The organism is Aurantiacibacter arachoides (assembly GCF_009827335.1).
GTDB lineage: Bacteria > Pseudomonadota > Alphaproteobacteria > Sphingomonadales > Sphingomonadaceae > Alteraurantiacibacter > Alteraurantiacibacter arachoides.
Map to the genome: position 1 here is coordinate 1,207,468 of NZ_WTYH01000001.1, position 15,895 is coordinate 1,223,362.

Here is a 15,895-nt window from a genome sequence, read left to right on the forward strand (position 1 = left end):
AGTAAGGTTTGGCTGCTAGAGAAGAGCGCATGACGATTGCGCGCAATCTCCTGGCCATCGCCGCTGCCCTCAGCCTGTCAGCCCCTGCCCACGCGCAGGGAGAGGACGGCCTGCGCCCGCAAACGGGGGCGGTCGTGCTGGAGCAGGCGCAGGCGCGGATGGAACTGGGGCGCGATTACGCCTTCTACGGCCCCGCTGACACCCGCCGTATCCTGGTCGATATCTGGGGCAATCCTCCAGCCGAGGCTGATGGCGTGCTGGGGCTCGTCATGCCTGCCGGCAGCAGCCCGCGGGAGAAGTCATGGGGCGCGGTGGTGACGTGGGAGCCGATCGGCTGGGTATCCAGTGAGGCCATGCGCAGCGCGGACACCGACGCCCTGCTCGCACGGATGCAGGGCGAAACGCTGCGCGCCAACGATGCCCGCCGGGCGCGGGGCTTTCCTGCGGTGACACTGATCGGCTGGGCGCAGGCGCCGCGACACGACAGCGTGCGCCATTCGGTCACCTGGGGCCGCGAACTGGCATTCGCCGATGGCGGCCCCAACGGCTTGCATTACGATCTGCGCCTTTTGGGCCGGCGCGGCGTGCTCAGCCTCGATATTGTCGGCGAGATCGACCAGCTCGGGGAAATCCGCGCAGCCGCCGACGATCTCGCGACGCGGGTCAGCTTCGATCCCGGCGCGCGGTACGCCGATTTCGACGCGCAGCGGGACGAGGCCGCAGGCTACGGTATTGCCGGGCTGATAGCGACGGGTGCCGGTGTCGCGGTGGCCAAGAACGTCGGCCTGCTGGCGATGCTGGCAAAGTTTGCGCAACCGATCGGTGTCGCGCTTCTGGTGCTTGCCGCCGCGCTCGCAACCCCCATTCGGCGCTGGTTTCGCCGCCGAAGAAACGAGCCGGCTAGACGTTGAACTTGAACAGCATCACGTCGCCATCCTGGACGAGGTATTCCTTGCCCTCCTGCCGCAGCTTGCCCGCATCCTTCGCACCGCTCTCGCCGCCCAGGCCGATGTAATCGTCATAGGCGATGGTTTCGGCACGGATGAAGCCGCGTTCGAAATCGGTGTGGATCTCGCCCGCTGCCTGCGGTGCCCTGGCACCTGCCGGGAACGTCCAGGCACGGGATTCCTTGGGGCCGGCGGTGAAGAAGGTCTTGAGGCCGAGCAGCTTGTAACCCGCGCGGATCACCCGGGCGAGGCCGCTTTCGGTGAGGCCCAGCTCGGCCAGGAACTCACCACGGTCGTCCGTTTCCATCGCCACCAGTTCAGCCTCTATCGCGGCAGATACCACGACGGCCTCTGCCCCCTCGGCGGCGGCTTTCGCGAAGACCTGGGCGGACAGCGCGTTACCTTCGGCCGCGTCTTCCTCGGCCACGTTGCACACATACAGCACCGGCTTGGCGGTGAGCAGCTGCGCCTGTGCGAACAGGCGTGCTTCCTCGTCGTCCTTCGGCTCGGTCAGGCGAGCGGGCTTGCCCTCCTTGAGCAGGGACAGCGCCTGGCCCAGCACGCTGGCCAGCGCCTTGGCTTCCTTGTCGCCCGCGGTCGCCCGGCGTGCGGCGTTGTCCACGCGCTTTTCCAGGCTTTCGAGGTCGGACAGCATCAATTCCGTCTCCACCACCTCGGCATCTGCGATCGGATCGACCCTGTTGCTGACATGCTGAATGTCGTCGTCTTCGAAGCAGCGCAGCACGTGGACGATGGCGTCCACCTCGCGGATGTTGCCCAGGAACTGGTTGCCCAATCCCTCACCCGCACTCGCGCCCTTTACCAGCCCGGCGATGTCGACGAAGCCCAACTGGGTGGGGATGACCTTGGCGCTCTTGGCGATGGCGGCGATCTTCTCCAGCCGTTCATCCGGCACGGCGACCTGGCCGACGTTGGGCTCGATCGTGCAGAACGGATAGTTCGCAGCCTGCGCAGCCTGCGTTTCGGTAAGGGCGTTGAACAGGGTCGACTTGCCGACATTGGGCAGGCCCACGATCCCACAGCGGAATCCCATGATATGCAATCTTTCGTCTGACGGAATGGCGTTGCCGCGCCCCTTAGCTGCGCGGCGCGCCAATTGCCAGCGGGGCGGCAGGGTAAAGGGCTTTTCAACCCATTGCCGCTATTCGACCGTGCATGGCAAACTGGTCCACCATCTCTTGGAAGCGCACCCTCTCGGTAGCAGCGCTCGCCCTTGCCCTTGCCGCCTGCGGTCTTTCGCCGGAGGAGCGCATGGCGCGCGCCGAAACTGCCTTTGCAGAGCATCGCTTTTCCGAGGCGAGGCTCGACCTCGCGACCGTGTTGCAGGAGAACGAGCGAGACCCGGTGGCGCTGGAACTGCTGGCCCGCACGCAGTTGCATCTGGGCGACGGGGAGGGCGCGGTCGCTACCCTGGAAAGGCTGGCCGCTGCCGGTCGCCAGCCCGCCGATTTTGCGCTGCTGATGGGAGAGGCGCAATTGCTGCGCGGTCGTTTGGACGAGGCGTTGGCGTTGGTCGCGGATAGCGACACGCCAGAAGCCGCGCGCATCGCGGCACTCGCACATATCGGCGCTGGCGACACCGACGCTGCCCGTGCCGCGTTCGCGGCAGGGGCGCAAAGGCGCGGGGATGCCTCGCGGTTGCTGGCAGACTATGCGCTGTTTGCCCTGCGGAACGGCGATCCGGTGCGCGCCGCGCAGCTTGCCGCATCGGCCCGAGACGCCGCGCCAGACGGGCTCGACCCGCTTGTCTCCAGCGCCAGGGTCGCGCAGGCGAGCGGTGACCTGGCAAAGGCGCTGGAATTTTACGAACGGGCCGCCGCCGTCTGGCCCGAAAGCCGGGTCGCCCTGCTCGGACAGATCGGTATCCTTGGCGATCTTGGACGGCTTGCAGAAGCGCGGCCATTGATCGCCGACGTCGCGCGGCGCACGCCCGGCGATCCCGATGTGGTCTATCTGCAAGCGCGGCTGACTGCCGAGGACGGCGACTGGACCGAGGTGCGCGAGATGCTGCAGCCGCTCGAGGGCGAGGACGATCCGCGTCTGCAATTGCTGTATTCACGCGCGCTGGTGGAACTGGACCTGCCGGAACAGGCCCTGCCGAGGCTGACCTCGCTCATGCGTCGCTCGCCCAATCACGCGGCGACCCGGCGGCTGCTGGCACAAGCACAGCTGGACGCTGGCGATGCTGTTGCCGCCTATGCCACCATACGCCCCCTGGCGAGCAATGCCGGTGGCAATGCGCAGGACCTGGCGATCTTCTCCGCCGCTGCCCGCGCTTCTGGTCGCAGCGCCGATATTGCCCAGGCCCGCGCCTCCGCGCCGCCCGCCGAACGCGTCGGCACGTTGTTGTCGCAGGGCGATGCCGCGCTGCGCGGTGGCAACTGGCGCGCGGCTATCGATGCCTACGAGGAACTGCGGCGCTGGACGGGAGACAGCAATGCGATGGTCCTCAACAACCTCGCCTATGCCCGCAGCCGAACCGGCGAGACGGAAGAGGCGCTGCGCCTGGCGGAATCCGCCTTGCAGCTTGCCCCGCGCAATCCGTCGGTGATGGATACCGCAGGCTGGCTGCTGGTGCAGAGCGGGTCCGATCGGTCGCGGGGGTTGCGGTTGCTCGAACAGGCGGCCGAACTTGCGCCGGACAATACCACCATCGCCGACCATCTGCGCGCCGCGCGCAACACTTGAGGTATACGATGAATAGCGAAAGGGCGCCGCTCCGGTCAGGAGCGACGCCCTTCGCGTCCCCGTTTTAACAAAAATACTTAAGCGTAGGCGGGCTGCGCGCGGCCGGCGGCCGGAACGCGGCGGCGACGCATCAGGCCGAGCGAGGCAAAGGCGAGGGCGAGCAGGGCCAGCATACCCGGTGCGGGAACCGGCGTTCCGCTGGTCGTCGAGGTGGTCGTCGACGAGGTCTGGCCGCCGGTGGCCGAGGTCACGCCGCCGGCACCGGTGATGCCCTGATAGCGCACGAAGAAATCGCTCAAGTTGATCTGCGACGCTTCGGGATCGAAGAACAGGGTCAGCGTGCCGCTGCCGCTTTCCCCTTCGGCAACGCCGCCGCCGTTGGAGCACGAGCCGCTGCTGCGCGCCTTGAAGCACACGTCGACCGCGCCGATCTGGTTGGGATAGCTCGGGTCGCTGCCCCGTCCGTCGGTCACGAAGGTGTACTGGTAGGCACCGTCCACGCTGGCACCGACGATGTCAGGATCCACGTTGAAGGCGAAGCTGGAGACATTGGAGGTGAGCCCGCCGCTGGTGGTGTTGTCCACCGAGTAGCTGAACACGTAGCTGGAGCCGTCGGTCGATTCGAGGGTCAGGTTGAGCGTGCTGGTCAGACCGTCGACCGTGCTGCCGCTGTCGCCCGAAAAGCCGTTCAGGTCGATGCTGAAGGTGGTGCCGACATCGCCGGCATCAAGGGTGATCGGGTCGGCGAGGGCCGGTGCTGCAAAGGCGAGACTGGCAAAGGCGACGAAGCCGGTAGCGAACTGCTTGAACATTAGAGTGCCCCTCGAGGTTGGTTGACAGTCTGGTAAGCAATCCGCGTGCCAATCGCGGTTTTCCGCCATTCCCATGGTTAACGGGTTTTTATCCATATCCCGGCTGTCAAGAAACCCGACGCTTCACGGATTATTTGCGGATTGTTTCTACAACGGCTCGGATGACGCTTCGCTCGCTCCTCTTTCTCGTCAGTTTTCTGGCGCTTGGCGCGTGTTCCGTTATTGCGCCGGGGCCGCTGGAGAACGCGCGCGGCGCCCTTGCCCGGCAGGATTACCCCGCCGCCCGCGACCTGGTGCAGACTGCCCTGGCAAAGGACGCGTCGAATCCCGAGGCGCTCGAACTCCTGGCCCGCATCCAGCTGTTGACGGGGGCAGGGGCCGAAGCGCTGACGACGCTTTCGCGTCTGGATGCGCTTGGCGCGGCGGCGCCCGAAGATGGCCTGTTGCGTGCCGAGGCGCTGCTGCAAACAGGCGAGATTGCCCGTGCACGATCCATCCTGTCCGGCAAGACGAGTGCGGAAAGCTGGCGCCTCCGCGCGCAGGCGGCGATCCTCGAAGGGGACGAGGCGATGGTGCGAGACGCCTTTGCCCGCGGCCGCCGCGCGCAAGGCGATCAGCGCAAACTTTTCACGCTGGAGGCCACGTGGCATCTCGATCGCGGAGACGTGCAAGGCGCGCGCTACGCCGTGGGCCAGGTGCAGCAGCTTGCGCCCGATGCGGTGGAGACGCTGTTCGTTTCCGCCCGCTTTGCCAACCTGCTGGACGAACATACGCTCGCCTTGCGTGCCTATATGGCCATCCTTGCCATCGTGCCGACGGACAGGCCTGCGCTGCTCGGCGCAATCGCCTCGGCCCGCAACATCGGTCGTGCCGACCTTGCAGCACCGCTGGTTGCGAGAGGGGCCGCGGCCTATCCGGGTGACGTTGCGTTCATCTACCACACCGCGCTGCTCGACGCCGACGCGGGCCGGTGGCAAGCGGTGCGCGAACGGTTGCAGCAAAGCGAGCGAGAGGTCGGTGAATTTGCCCCGGCGCGGCTGTTGTACGGCCAGGCGATGCTCGAACTTGGGCAGATCGAACTGGCGCGCGCGATGATACTGCCGCTCTATCGCGCAGCACCGGACAACCTCGGCTATCGCCGGACATACGCGCGTATCCTGCTGGCCTCGGGCGATCTTGCGGAAGCGGGACGGGTGATCGCACCGGTGCTGAACGGACGGTATGCGATCCAACTCGACCGCGAAATCGCGGAGCGCGCGGCACGCGGCTGAGGCTGAGGCTGGGCGCGCTAACCCTCCGGTCTATTCCTGGTCCTGCATCCGGCGCGCGACATCGCTCATGAAGCGGGCATCGTCGCCCTTCGCCAGCCAGGCAGCCTCGGCCCCGACCGCGCCGAGCATGTCGGCAAGACCGTCCATTTCCGCCTTGGCGTAGTTGCCCAGCACGTGGCCATGGACCCGGTCCTTGTGGCCGGGATGCCCGATGCCCAGCCGCACGCGCCGAAAATCGGGTCCAAGATGCCGGTCTATGCTGCGCAGACCATTGTGCCCCGCGTGCCCGCCGCCGGTCTTCACCTTGATCTTGAAGGGGGCGAGATCGAGCTCGTCATGGAACACCGTCAGGACCTCTATGCCGAGCTTGTAGAACCGCATTGCTTCACCCACGCTGCGGCCGCTTTCGTTCATGAAGGTGGCAGGCTTCAGCAGCAGCACCTTTTCGCCGCCGATGCGGCCTTCCTGCAGCCAGCCGGAGAACTTCTTCTGCACCGGGCCGAACCCGTGCATGTCGGCCAGCACATCCGCCACCATGAAGCCGACGTTGTGCCGCTGCATGGCGTGCCCGGGACCGGGATTGCCGAGGCCGACCCAGAGCTGCATCCGGACCGCCTTCCTACTGCTGCTGCGTCGCGGCCTGTTCGCCGGTGGTGGTAAGGACGTTCATTACCGAGACGTAGAAATTGGCGCAGACATTGGCAAAGGCATCGCGCTGTTCGGGCGTTGCAGACGCTATCTCGGCCGTCGCACTGCGGAATTGCGGCACCGCCTCGGCGGAGGAATAGTGGCTGATGCGCCCGGCATAGAATGCCGAGATGATCGTCAGGTTATCCACGAACTGGGCCCGCTGTTCGATGGGCATCTGCTGGTTCGTCATGAAGGCGGCGCGGCGCTGCTGCAGCAGCACGAAGCACTGGAAGTCCTGCGGATCGGCGGGCAGCACGGCGCTCTGCTGGGCGAGCGCGGGGGCTGGCACGGACATGCCGGCCAGCCCCAGGCCCATTGCGGCGAGCGAGAGTATCGCGCGCCGCACGATTACTCGCTCTTCGCTTCCTGCTCAGCCGCAGCATCGGCATCGGGGCCGAGTTCGGTGGCAGCGGTTTCACCCGGCTCTATGCCTTCGCCGGTCTGGTCGTCACCGGCTTCACCCTCGGCGCGCTTGAGCGCGGACGGGGCGACGAGCGTGGCGATGGTGAAGTCACGATCGGTGATCGCGCTTTCGGCGCCATCGGGCAGGGTGACCGAGCTGATGTGGATCGAATCCCCGATCTCGAGGCCGGTCACGTCAATGGCGATCTCGCTCGGGATCTTGGCGTTTTCACACACCAGTTCCAGATCGTGGCGAACCACGTTGAGCACGCCGCCCTTCTTCAGGCCGGGGCTCTCTTCCTCGTTCACGAACACCACAGGAACGGCAACCTGGATCTTGGCATCCTTCGAAAGGCGGAGGAAATCGACATGGATCGGACGGTCGGTTACCGGATCGAGCGACACGTCCTTGGGGATCGTGCGCAGGGTATCGCCGCCAAGGTCGATCATGACGATGGAATTCATGAAGTGACCCGTGCCGAGTTGCTTGCGCAGCTCCTTTTCGCCGATGTGGATCGTCGTGGGTTCTTCCTTGCCGCCATAGATGACGGCGGGTACGCGGCCTTCGCGACGCAGCGCACGGGAGGCTCCCTTGCCAGCCCGTTCGCGCATCTCGGCCGACAGTTCAAGAGCATCGCTCATGGGTATTGCCTTTCGATTGCGTGGTATTGCACCTGCCGCCACACCTCCAGGGATGACCATGCCGCCAGGGAGGCGCGCCAATAGCAGCGCGAGGCAAAATTGCAACTACTGGATACGGCGCAGGGTGAAGCCTTGTCGCTCCAATCGTGCGCGCAAGCCCTCCGCGCCCACCACGTGTGCTGCGCCCACGGCCACCAGTGGCCTGCGCCCGTCCGCCACCAGCGCGGCGATGCGTCCTGTCCACGCCGCGTTACGGAGAGTGAGCAGAACGCGCCGCAATTCGGCATTCGCCAAGAGCTCGCCGTTGACGTGCGCATCCAGGCGAGCCTCGTCGCCGGTCAGCCAGGCCACCAGCATGGCCTCGCCCCTGCCCGCCTGCCAGTCGCGCGCGGTGCCGGCGAGGAGGGCGGATTGCGCACCTTGCGACAGAGTGTCGAACAGGGCGAGCTGCCCGGCATAGGTTTCGAGACCGATGATGTCATCGGCTTCGGCAATCAGCGCCCGGTCCACCCCGTTTGCCCCATCGCCGGTGCGGGTGGCGGCGTTGAGCATGAGCGCGGCTGCCCAGCTTTCGATCCGGGAGAAGTCCCCGTCTTCCACGCCCGCCGCGTCCATCATGGCGAGCAGGGCGGGGCGCTCAGGCGTGGACACGCGCTGCGACAGCGGTGGCTGGCCAGGCGTTTCGGCCATGTCGCTGAGCAGCGCCGCGCCCGCAGAGTCGCCCAGATTGGCCACCTCGACCACCAGCACCTCGCTCTGCGCCAGCGCACGTTCGAGAGAGGGCGTGCGCCAGCGAACGGTGCCGGGCAGGGCATGGATGGTCCCGAACAGCCAGCCTTGCTCGCCCGATGGCGCGGTCATCGCCCACAGTGCGGGCTCCGGCTCCGGCCAGTCATGCGCCGGATCGCCCGAAGCGCCGCAGCCAGCCAGCCACAGCGGCCCGGTGATGGCCAGAAGGAACCGCCTCAATATGCGACGCGCTCGGCGGTCAGCCCACGTTCGCGCAGGTAATACTGCACGCTTCCGCTGCCCCCGAGGTGGCCCGCGCCAACCGCGACGAATACGGTGCCCGGGCGATCCATGCGCTTCTCCAGCCACTCGGCCCAGCGCGCGTTGCGATCGCTGATCAAGGTGGCGTAGAGCGCCGGATCGGCGGCCATCTCGTCATTGACCAGCGCGGCAAGGCCGGCGGCATCGCCTTCCATCCACTCGGTCACCATCGCTGCGAAACTGGTGCGCAGGTCCTCGGGGGTTTCCATCATCTCCACCGTCTGGTCGAGCCCGGCGAGCTGGGCTTCCATCGGCAGACTGTCGAAGAATCCGAACTGCTGCTCCACGGTCTCGAATGCGGAGCGGGTCTTGTCCACAACCAGCGGATCGAGGGTGCGTTCGACGCCGGTGGAGGGATCGATGCCGGCCTGCACCAGCCCCATCTGTGTCAGCGTCATCATGCCCATCCATGGCTCGAAGCCGTCCAGTGCCGCCACCGGCACGCCGACGCCGGCCAGGGCCGCCTCGTATTGGGCACGGTTTTCATCGGTCATCAGGTCGCGCACCGTGCCGCCGGTGGTAAGCTGGGCAAGGCGCATTTGCGTCTGCACGATGGCCATGACCTCGGGCGGAGGCGTTTCGCCGGGTACGACCTCGGGAATGGCGCTGGTGTCGATCTCGCTCACGAATTCGTCCGAGGACTCCAGCGCGGCGCGGATCGTCGGGTTGTACCACTCCACGCCCTCGGGCAGGAAATGGACGGTCCCGAAAAGGTAGATCGTCGTATCCTCGTCGCTCACCCGCCACAGTGCGGGGCCGCTGGACGTGGCGGTTTCCGATGGCGCGGCGGTCGATGCGGTCGCGGCGGACATCTGATCGGTCGTGGCGCAGGCGGAAAGGGCAAGGGCGGTCGCGGCGAGAAGAGCTTGTCGGATCATGGTGGGATCTCCCTGTATATTGTTGAACGGTTAACGCGCGGATTGCGCAAGGCGGGTGACGAGCGCGGCGGATTACTGTCCGTCGTCGAAAATTTCCTCGATCGGCATTTCAAACAGCCGGGCAATGCGAAAGGCCAGCGGCAGCGAAGGATCGTGCTTCCCGGTCTCGATGGCGTTGACCGCCTGACGCGAGACATCGAGATGGCCCGCCAACTCCGCCTGGCTCCAGTTGCGCATTGCGCGAAGAACCTTCAGCTTGTTGATCACCGGCTGTCCTTCCATCGCAGGAACTGGAAGATGCCGACGAACAGCAACATCAGGGACATCCACGCATACCACATGAAGTCGAAGAAGGGCTGCCGGGTGTCGAATGGACGCAAAGCGCTGTCCATGGCCGCAGGGGCGAGGTCGAGATAATTCGCCCAGGCTGCTGCAAGGATCGCCAGCGGCGCCAGGGTGACGAAATAGATCATCACCTCCGCTGTCCGCTTCCACAGCTGCTCGGCATATTCATCCCGCAGCGGACGCACGAGGATGAGAATCGGGCCAACCAAAAAACTGAAGAACAGCGCCATCGTGCCGACGGCAAGGTAGACCGGGTTGGTGTCCGACCACGGTTTCCAGCCGATCACGTCGTCTCTCAACCAGTCGGCGGTGCCGATGGCAGCAGCCAGCAGGCAGAGGTCCATCAACCGGAAATACCATCTGTGGCGGCGTTCGCGCGTGGAGGCGCGCTGCTTTCCCGCGGCGTTCATATTGCCGATCCTTCGACGTGCGGGCCAAGTGGCGGGCCGTTTGGGGCCAGTGCCAGCAGGCTCAGCGCGGCGGTCGCGCGGACCTGCCAGCAGGCTGCTTTGCGGCCTTCCTGGCCCAGGCGATTGGGGTCATTGGGCAACGTCGTCGCCTCCGAAAGGCAGCCGATCACGCATATAGGCGAACGCATATCCCGCATGAAACAGCAGACCGAGAACCAGCGCGAGCAACAGGCTGTTGCCCGCCAGACGGTCGAAGCCGGGAACTAGCCGGTCCATCAGGCTTGTATTGCTGTCGATCCACAGCAGCAGCATCGCCAGGCCCAGCCCGAAGGCCATCCACGACAGGCCGGTGTCGACCAGCGAGCGGAAATAGCCGTCCGTGGAACCCTTCATCCCGGCGACGAGGAGCGAACCGATTACGCCCCCGATCAGCGGACCGACGAAGGCGGTTTCCAGTTCGGCAAGATGAAGCGGGACCATGACCGCGTTGATTACCCCGCTGGCGAGGGTGAGCCAGTAAAGGCGCTCCCGGTGCTCGCGCTGGTTGCGATCGTGATCGATGCGATACCCGCCGGATGGTTCGTAAGGCATCACAGTGCTCCCAAGAGGCGTTTGCCATTGAAGGCGAGGTAAAATGCGAACAGCGCCGCCACGGATGCGCCGCGGTCGGGGAAATCCTGGCCACCTTCGATGCCGAACAGGCCATCGAAGAAACCTTCGATGGCGGGCGCGCCCACCAACCACACTATCACAATGGCAAAGGCAGCGTTTGTGCCCGACGACCACAGGCTCAGCGTGTATTCGTCGGCCTTGCGGGTGAAGAACATGATCGGGAGCGAGACGATCAAAACGAGCGCGGCGGCGTTCACATAAAGGCGGGGCAGGCCAGTCAATTCGGCAAAGCCGACAAAGGCGATGCCCAGCAGGCCGACGATTCCCATCAAGAGATTGACGGATGCCCAATCCCGGCGGCGTGTGGCTGTGGTCACGGGGTAAGTCCTGTCAGCTGAAGACGAACAAGCGGAAAGTGGGGGTGGCACTCCGGGCTGGCAGCGCGCCACCCCCCGTCCCGCGCCACATCAGCCCCGGTTGTCCAGGGTGAGCGAAGCGAGGCGTTCGGTGCGCGCCTGGGCGATGGCGAGTTCGATGCGCGGGGAGAAGGAGGCGGAAAGATCGGCGCGGCAGGCATCCTCCAGGCGGCGCGATGCCATGTCACGGCCCCCGGTGCGGCACGCGCGGGAGATCGCCTGGTCGACGCGGGCGTCTAGGCGGGACTGGTCGGCAACATTGCCGAGGTCGAGATCGGCGATCGCAACGATGATGCGGACAGGGTCGGCGGTCTGCGCCGCGGCCGGTACGGCAACGGCGACGGAGAGTGCGGCGGCGATGGTGGAGAATTTCATCATGTGGCGGGTCCTTCTAGCTTGTCGCTTTGTCTGGTAAACCTTCCGTTATGTCAGGTTGTAGCGACTTTATGTCGCGTCTTAATGACTGTGTCAACAAGACCTGACAAAAGGACAGGCGTGCATGACCTGGCAGTAGATCAAGCTTTTGATTCGCCGAAAGTTAATTCAGTCGCTCAGCCAGCAAACCCCGTTCCCGCAGCTTGACCAGCAGCGAGACATTGCCTTCGAAATGCCCTGAACCGACGGCCAGAAGCACGGCACCGGGCGAATCGAGTCGCTGGTCGAGCCATTCGGCCCAGGCGGTGTTGCGGCGGTCGAGGAGCATCGCGTTGAAGGCGCGCCCGATGGCGCCGTCGCCAAAACCGATATCGAACTGGTCCTGCACTACGCCGCGCGCCCAATCGTGCTCTTCGGCCCAGTAGGCATCCCCGCGGCGCTGCACGAAATCAGGGTCGAAGAAGGCGCCTACCGATTTGCCTGGCCAGGCGATCAAACGCGCATCGAGCTCATCGATCAGTTCGTCGGAATCCTGTCGGATGAGCGAGTACATTACCGCTCCCCCGTCCTCGAGCGATTCGATTGGTCGTGAGGACCTCAGGAACTCATCCTCCAGAACGGTTTCGACGCCGTATTCGGTCGACGATGGATCGCCGCTGTCACCGCCGATGCCCATGTTGAGAAGCGCAAAAAGGATCGGCAGGTTGTCGAATGTCGCAAAGTCGCCGCCGCTGCGCTCGATCAGCTCCCGCCACCGCTCCGCGCCCTCGGGTGACAGGCGCTCCGACGTCGGCACCCGGTTGGCCACGCGGTTGATGAATTTGCCGTCGAGGTCGATCGCTCCTTCGACTTCGGCGTAGTCGCTGGTTTCAACCACCAGCATATCGACCTCGCCGATGATCTGATCGAGCTGGGCGCTGCGCCAGCGGAAACCCGCGGGCAGGACGTGGATCGTGCCCAGCATGTAGATCGTGGTATCCTCGTCCGCCAGGCGCCACAGTGCAGGCGAGGGCTGATAGTCCTGTGTAAAGGCATAGCGATCGGGTGGGGCGGCCGCTTCCTGCGCGGCCAGCGGCGCAGCGGCGAGAAACGAACCGGCCAGGGCCATGACCAGAGGGGCGAGCGCGGTGCGCGGGAGGAAAGATGCCATTTCGGCGGCATTGACACACGTTGCCCCCGGCTGTGTCAAGCAGGTGGCGACCGGGCCCGGCATTGACGCCCTGTTGCCCTTCAGCCATTGCCGCCGCGCGATGATGAGCCCCGAACGCAACCCCGCCACAAGCTTTCAGGACATGATCCTTGCCCTCCACGATTTCTGGAGTGCGCAGGGCTGCCTGATCCTGCAACCCTATGACATGCGCATGGGCGCCGGCACCTTCCACACCGCCACCACCCTGCGTGCGCTGGGGCCCGAGCCGTGGAAGGCTGCCTTCGTCCAGCCCTCCCGTCGCCCGACCGACGGGCGATATGGCGAGAACCCCAACCGGCTCCAGCATTATTACCAATACCAGGTCATCCTGAAGCCGAGCCCGCCGGACATCCAGGATCTCTACCTTGAAAGCCTGCGCCGCATCGGGGTCGATCCGATGAAGCACGACATCCGCTTCGTGGAAGATGACTGGGAATCGCCCACACTCGGCGCCTGGGGTCTGGGCTGGGAGGTCTGGTGCGACGGCATGGAGGTGACGCAGTTCACTTATTTCCAGCAGATGGGCGGCTTCGATTGCAAGCCCGTCGCGGGCGAACTGACCTACGGGCTGGAGCGGCTGGCCATGTATATCCAGGGCGTCGACAACGTCTACGATCTCGATTTCAACGGGCAGGGCGTCAGCTACGGCCAGGTGTTCCTGGAAAACGAGCGGCAGATGTCGAAGTGGAACTTCGAGGTCGCCGATACCGATGCCCTTTTCGACCTGTTCGCCAAGGCCGAGGCCGAATGCCGCAACGCGCTTGCCCATGACGTGCCCATCGCTGCCTACGAGCAGGCGGTGGAGGCAAGCCACCTCTTCAACCTGCTACAGGCGAGGGGCGTCATCAGCGTGCAGGAACGGGCCAGCTACATGGGCCGCGTGCGCGACCTGGCGCGTGGCTCGGCCGAGAAATATGCCGAACTGATGACGCCGAAATGGCAAGCCGACTATCCGGGGTGGACGCTGTGACGGATTTCCTGCTCGAACTGCGTTCCGAGGAAATTCCCGCGCGAATGCAGGCCGGCGCGCGTGCCGAATTGGAAAAGCTGTTCCGTCGCGAGATGGACGCTGCCGGGGTCGCGGTGGGCAATCTGACCGTCTGGTCAACGCCGCGCCGCCTGGCGCTGATCGCACGCGACCTGCCCGATGCGACCAATGCGGTCAGCGAAGAGGCCAAGGGCCCGCCCGTGGGGGCGCCGGATGCGGCGGTGGAGGGATTCTGTCGCAAGAACGGCCTCGAACGCGCCTCGCTCGAAACGCGCGACGTGAAGGGGCGCGCCACCTACTTCGCCGTGATCGCGAAGCCGGGCCGGGCCATGGTATCCCTGCTGGCCGACGCAATCCCGGCGATCGTGCGCGATTTTGCCTGGCCTAAGTCCATGCGCTGGGGGCAGGCGTCGCTATCGACCGAAAGTTTGCGCTGGGTGCGCCCGCTCTCCGGCATTGTCGCACTGCTGGGGGACGAGGTGGTCGACTGCGAAATCCACGGGGTGACGAGCGGCGCCGTCACGCTTGGCCACCGCTTCCACCATCATGGCGACATCACCATCGGCAACGCCAACGATTACGCCGTCAAACTTCGCGCCGGCCACGTCATCGTCGATCAAGAGGAACGCGCCGCGATCGTCCGGGATGGCGCCGCGCGCGTCGCTGCCGAGGCAGGCCTTGCATTGGTCGAGGACGAAGGCCTGGTGATCGAGAACGCCGGCCTCACCGAATGGCCCGTGCCGTTGCTCGGCCGGTTCGACGAAAGCTACCTCGACGTGCCGCCCGAGGTAATTCAGCTCACCGCGCGGGTGAACCAGAAGTATTTCGTGTGCAACTCTGCGAACGGCAAACTCGCCAACGCCTTTGTCTGCACCGCCAACGTCGAGGCCGAGGACCCTGCCGTTGTGGTCGAAGGCAACCGCAAGGTGCTCGCCGCGCGCCTGTCCGACGCGCGCTTCTTCTGGGAACAGGACCGCAAGACCTCTCTGCGCGAACACGCGAAAAAGCTGGAGCGCATCACCTTTCACGAGAAGCTCGGCACCGTGGCGGACAAGGTTGACCGGGTGGCCAAGCTGGCGGCGTGGCTGGTTTCCGATGCCCGCGCACCCAATGGCGACCACAACCTGGCACGCCAGGCAGCCGAGCTCAGCAAGTCCGACCTGGTTACGGAAATGGTCGGTGAATTTCCCGAACTTCAGGGGCTTATGGGCGGTTATTATGCCCGCGCCGAAGGTTTGCCCGATGCCGTGGCCGATGCCATCCGCGATCATTACCGGCCGGTGGGCCAGGATGACGCGGTGCCGACCGCGCCGCTGACCGTTGCCGTCAGTCTTGCCGACAAGCTCGACAACCTGTTCAGCTTCTTCAACATCGGTATCCTGCCGACAGGGTCGAAAGACCCCTTTGCGCTGCGCCGTGCGGCGCTCGGCTACCTGCGGCTGGTGCAGGCCAACGGACTGGAACTGTCGCTGGAACAGGCAGCGCAGGCGTGGGGTGGGCTGGGTCATGCCAAGCTCGGAACGCAAGTCGCGGCTTTTCTTTCGGACAGGCTTGCCGTGCAGATGAAGGACCAGGGCATGCGCCACGATCACATCGCCGCCTCGCGCGATTGGGCGGGGCAGGTCGATGCCCGCACCGACCGCATCGAAACGCGCGCCCGTGCGCTGGGGATTTTTCTGGACACGCCGGACGGCGCCAACCTCCTTGCCGGATACAAACGCGCCGCCAACATCCTCAAGAAGGAAGACTGGCACGGCGTGGAGGGCGAGATCGCCCAGACCGGCGAGGAGGATCCGCTGGCCCTGGTCGACGATCCGGACATGAAGGCCGTCGTCGATGCCAAGATGGCGGAGCGCCGCGCCACCCGGATGCCCTATGCGCCCGAGCCCGCCGAGCAGGACTTGATCGAAGCGCTGGAGGCGGCCGAACCCCGCGTCGAGGCGGCCATTCGCACCGAGGATTTCGCCGGGGCGATGGCGGCCCTTGCATCCCTGCGAGCGCCGATTGACGCGTTCTTCGACCAGGTGACGGTCAATGACACGGACGAGGCGAAGCGACGCACACGGTTGGAGTTGCTTGCGCGCTTTCGTGCTGCGGTGCACAACGTCGCGGACTTCTCAAAGATCGAGGGCTGACGCCCCATCCTTGCAAACCAACCG

General features: G+C 65.5%; 18 protein-coding genes. 5 read left to right on the top strand and 13 right to left on the bottom strand.

Features of this window, described 5'->3' with window-relative positions; genetic code table 11:
- Window positions 1-29: 29 nt before the first annotated feature.
- A complete protein-coding gene (locus GRI62_RS05850; protein WP_131452438.1) occupies window positions 30-911 on the top strand; it encodes a DUF2167 domain-containing protein in 882 nt (293 codons plus the stop codon).
- Here the strand turns inward: GRI62_RS05850 and ychF are convergent.
- Window positions 901-2,001: a redox-regulated ATPase YchF gene (gene ychF / locus GRI62_RS05855; protein ID WP_131452439.1), complete on the bottom strand. Its 1,101-nt coding sequence runs from the start codon at window positions 1,999-2,001 to the stop codon at window positions 901-903. The genes GRI62_RS05850 and ychF overlap by 11 nt on opposite strands.
- 122 nt (window positions 2,002-2,123) lie before the next feature.
- Here ychF and GRI62_RS05860 point away from each other — a divergent pair, with 122 nt between their 5' ends.
- Window positions 2,124-3,656 (top strand): tetratricopeptide repeat protein, encoded by a 1,533-nt coding sequence (locus tag GRI62_RS05860; protein ID WP_131452440.1) that lies wholly within the window; start codon window positions 2,124-2,126, stop codon window positions 3,654-3,656.
- A 77-nt stretch (window positions 3,657-3,733) separates the two neighbouring features.
- Here the strand turns inward: GRI62_RS05860 and GRI62_RS05865 are convergent, their stop codons facing one another.
- Window positions 3,734-4,468 carry a cistern family PEP-CTERM protein gene (locus GRI62_RS05865; RefSeq protein ID WP_131452441.1) on the bottom strand — a complete coding sequence of 245 codons (735 nt, stop codon included), beginning with the start codon at window positions 4,466-4,468 and terminating at the stop codon, window positions 3,734-3,736.
- A gap of 161 nt (window positions 4,469-4,629) precedes the next feature.
- Here GRI62_RS05865 and GRI62_RS05870 point away from each other — a divergent pair, with 161 nt between their 5' ends.
- On the top strand, window positions 4,630-5,739 hold the full coding sequence (locus GRI62_RS05870) for a tetratricopeptide repeat protein (RefSeq protein WP_131452442.1): 1,110 nt from the start codon (window positions 4,630-4,632) through the stop codon (window positions 5,737-5,739).
- Between the two features lie 30 nt (window positions 5,740-5,769).
- Here the strand turns inward: GRI62_RS05870 and pth are convergent, their stop codons facing one another.
- The 11 genes from pth to GRI62_RS05925 all read right to left on the bottom strand — a co-directional run bounded on the left by pth (window position 5,770) and on the right by GRI62_RS05925 (window position 12,709).
- On the bottom strand, window positions 5,770-6,345 hold the full coding sequence (pth, locus tag GRI62_RS05875) for an aminoacyl-tRNA hydrolase (protein ID WP_131452443.1): 576 nt from the start codon (window positions 6,343-6,345) through the stop codon (window positions 5,770-5,772).
- Window positions 6,346-6,358: 13 nt separating this feature from the next.
- Window positions 6,359-6,775, bottom strand: a complete 417-nt coding sequence (locus GRI62_RS05880) for a hypothetical protein (protein WP_131452444.1) — start codon at window positions 6,773-6,775, stop codon at window positions 6,359-6,361.
- Window positions 6,776-6,777: 2 nt separating this feature from the next.
- Window positions 6,778-7,473 carry a 50S ribosomal protein L25/general stress protein Ctc gene (locus GRI62_RS05885; protein WP_131452445.1) on the bottom strand — a complete coding sequence of 232 codons (696 nt, stop codon included), beginning with the start codon at window positions 7,471-7,473 and terminating at the stop codon, window positions 6,778-6,780.
- A 105-nt stretch (window positions 7,474-7,578) separates the two neighbouring features.
- Window positions 7,579-8,442 (bottom strand): TraB/GumN family protein, encoded by an 864-nt coding sequence (locus tag GRI62_RS05890; RefSeq protein WP_131452446.1) that lies wholly within the window; start codon window positions 8,440-8,442, stop codon window positions 7,579-7,581.
- Window positions 8,439-9,401 (bottom strand): TraB/GumN family protein, encoded by a 963-nt coding sequence (locus GRI62_RS05895; protein WP_131452447.1) that lies wholly within the window; start codon window positions 9,399-9,401, stop codon window positions 8,439-8,441. The genes GRI62_RS05890 and GRI62_RS05895 overlap by 4 nt, the downstream gene beginning before the upstream one ends.
- 72 nt (window positions 9,402-9,473) lie before the next feature.
- Window positions 9,474-9,668 carry a helix-turn-helix transcriptional regulator gene (locus GRI62_RS05900; protein ID WP_131452448.1) on the bottom strand — a complete coding sequence of 65 codons (195 nt, stop codon included), beginning with the start codon at window positions 9,666-9,668 and terminating at the stop codon, window positions 9,474-9,476.
- Window positions 9,665-10,156 carry a hypothetical protein gene (locus GRI62_RS05905; protein WP_131452449.1) on the bottom strand — a complete coding sequence of 164 codons (492 nt, stop codon included), beginning with the start codon at window positions 10,154-10,156 and terminating at the stop codon, window positions 9,665-9,667. The genes GRI62_RS05900 and GRI62_RS05905 overlap by 4 nt, the downstream gene beginning before the upstream one ends.
- 129 nt (window positions 10,157-10,285) lie before the next feature.
- A complete protein-coding gene (locus GRI62_RS05910) occupies window positions 10,286-10,747 on the bottom strand; it encodes a hypothetical protein (protein ID WP_131452450.1) in 462 nt (153 codons plus the stop codon).
- The gene (locus GRI62_RS05915) at window positions 10,747-11,145 is read right to left on the bottom strand and encodes a hypothetical protein (RefSeq protein WP_131452451.1); all 399 of its coding nucleotides are present in this window, start codon (window positions 11,143-11,145) and stop codon (window positions 10,747-10,749) included. The genes GRI62_RS05910 and GRI62_RS05915 overlap by 1 nt, the downstream gene beginning before the upstream one ends.
- Before the next feature lie 90 nt (window positions 11,146-11,235).
- Complete coding sequence (locus GRI62_RS05920) at window positions 11,236-11,562, bottom strand: UrcA family protein (RefSeq protein WP_131452452.1); 327 nt, start codon at window positions 11,560-11,562, stop codon at window positions 11,236-11,238.
- Between the two features lie 160 nt (window positions 11,563-11,722).
- Complete coding sequence (locus GRI62_RS05925; protein WP_160731823.1) at window positions 11,723-12,709, bottom strand: TraB/GumN family protein; 987 nt, start codon at window positions 12,707-12,709, stop codon at window positions 11,723-11,725.
- Window positions 12,710-12,851: 142 nt separating this feature from the next.
- Here GRI62_RS05925 and GRI62_RS05930 point away from each other — a divergent pair, with 142 nt between their 5' ends.
- Entirely contained in the window at window positions 12,852-13,718 is an 867-nt protein-coding gene (locus tag GRI62_RS05930; protein WP_234027534.1) for a glycine--tRNA ligase subunit alpha, read from the top strand.
- Window positions 13,685-15,871, top strand: a complete 2,187-nt coding sequence (glyS, locus tag GRI62_RS05935; protein ID WP_199799908.1) for a glycine--tRNA ligase subunit beta — start codon at window positions 13,685-13,687, stop codon at window positions 15,869-15,871. Before GRI62_RS05930 ends, glyS begins: the two co-directional genes overlap by 34 nt.
- Window positions 15,872-15,895: the final 24 nt, after the last annotated feature.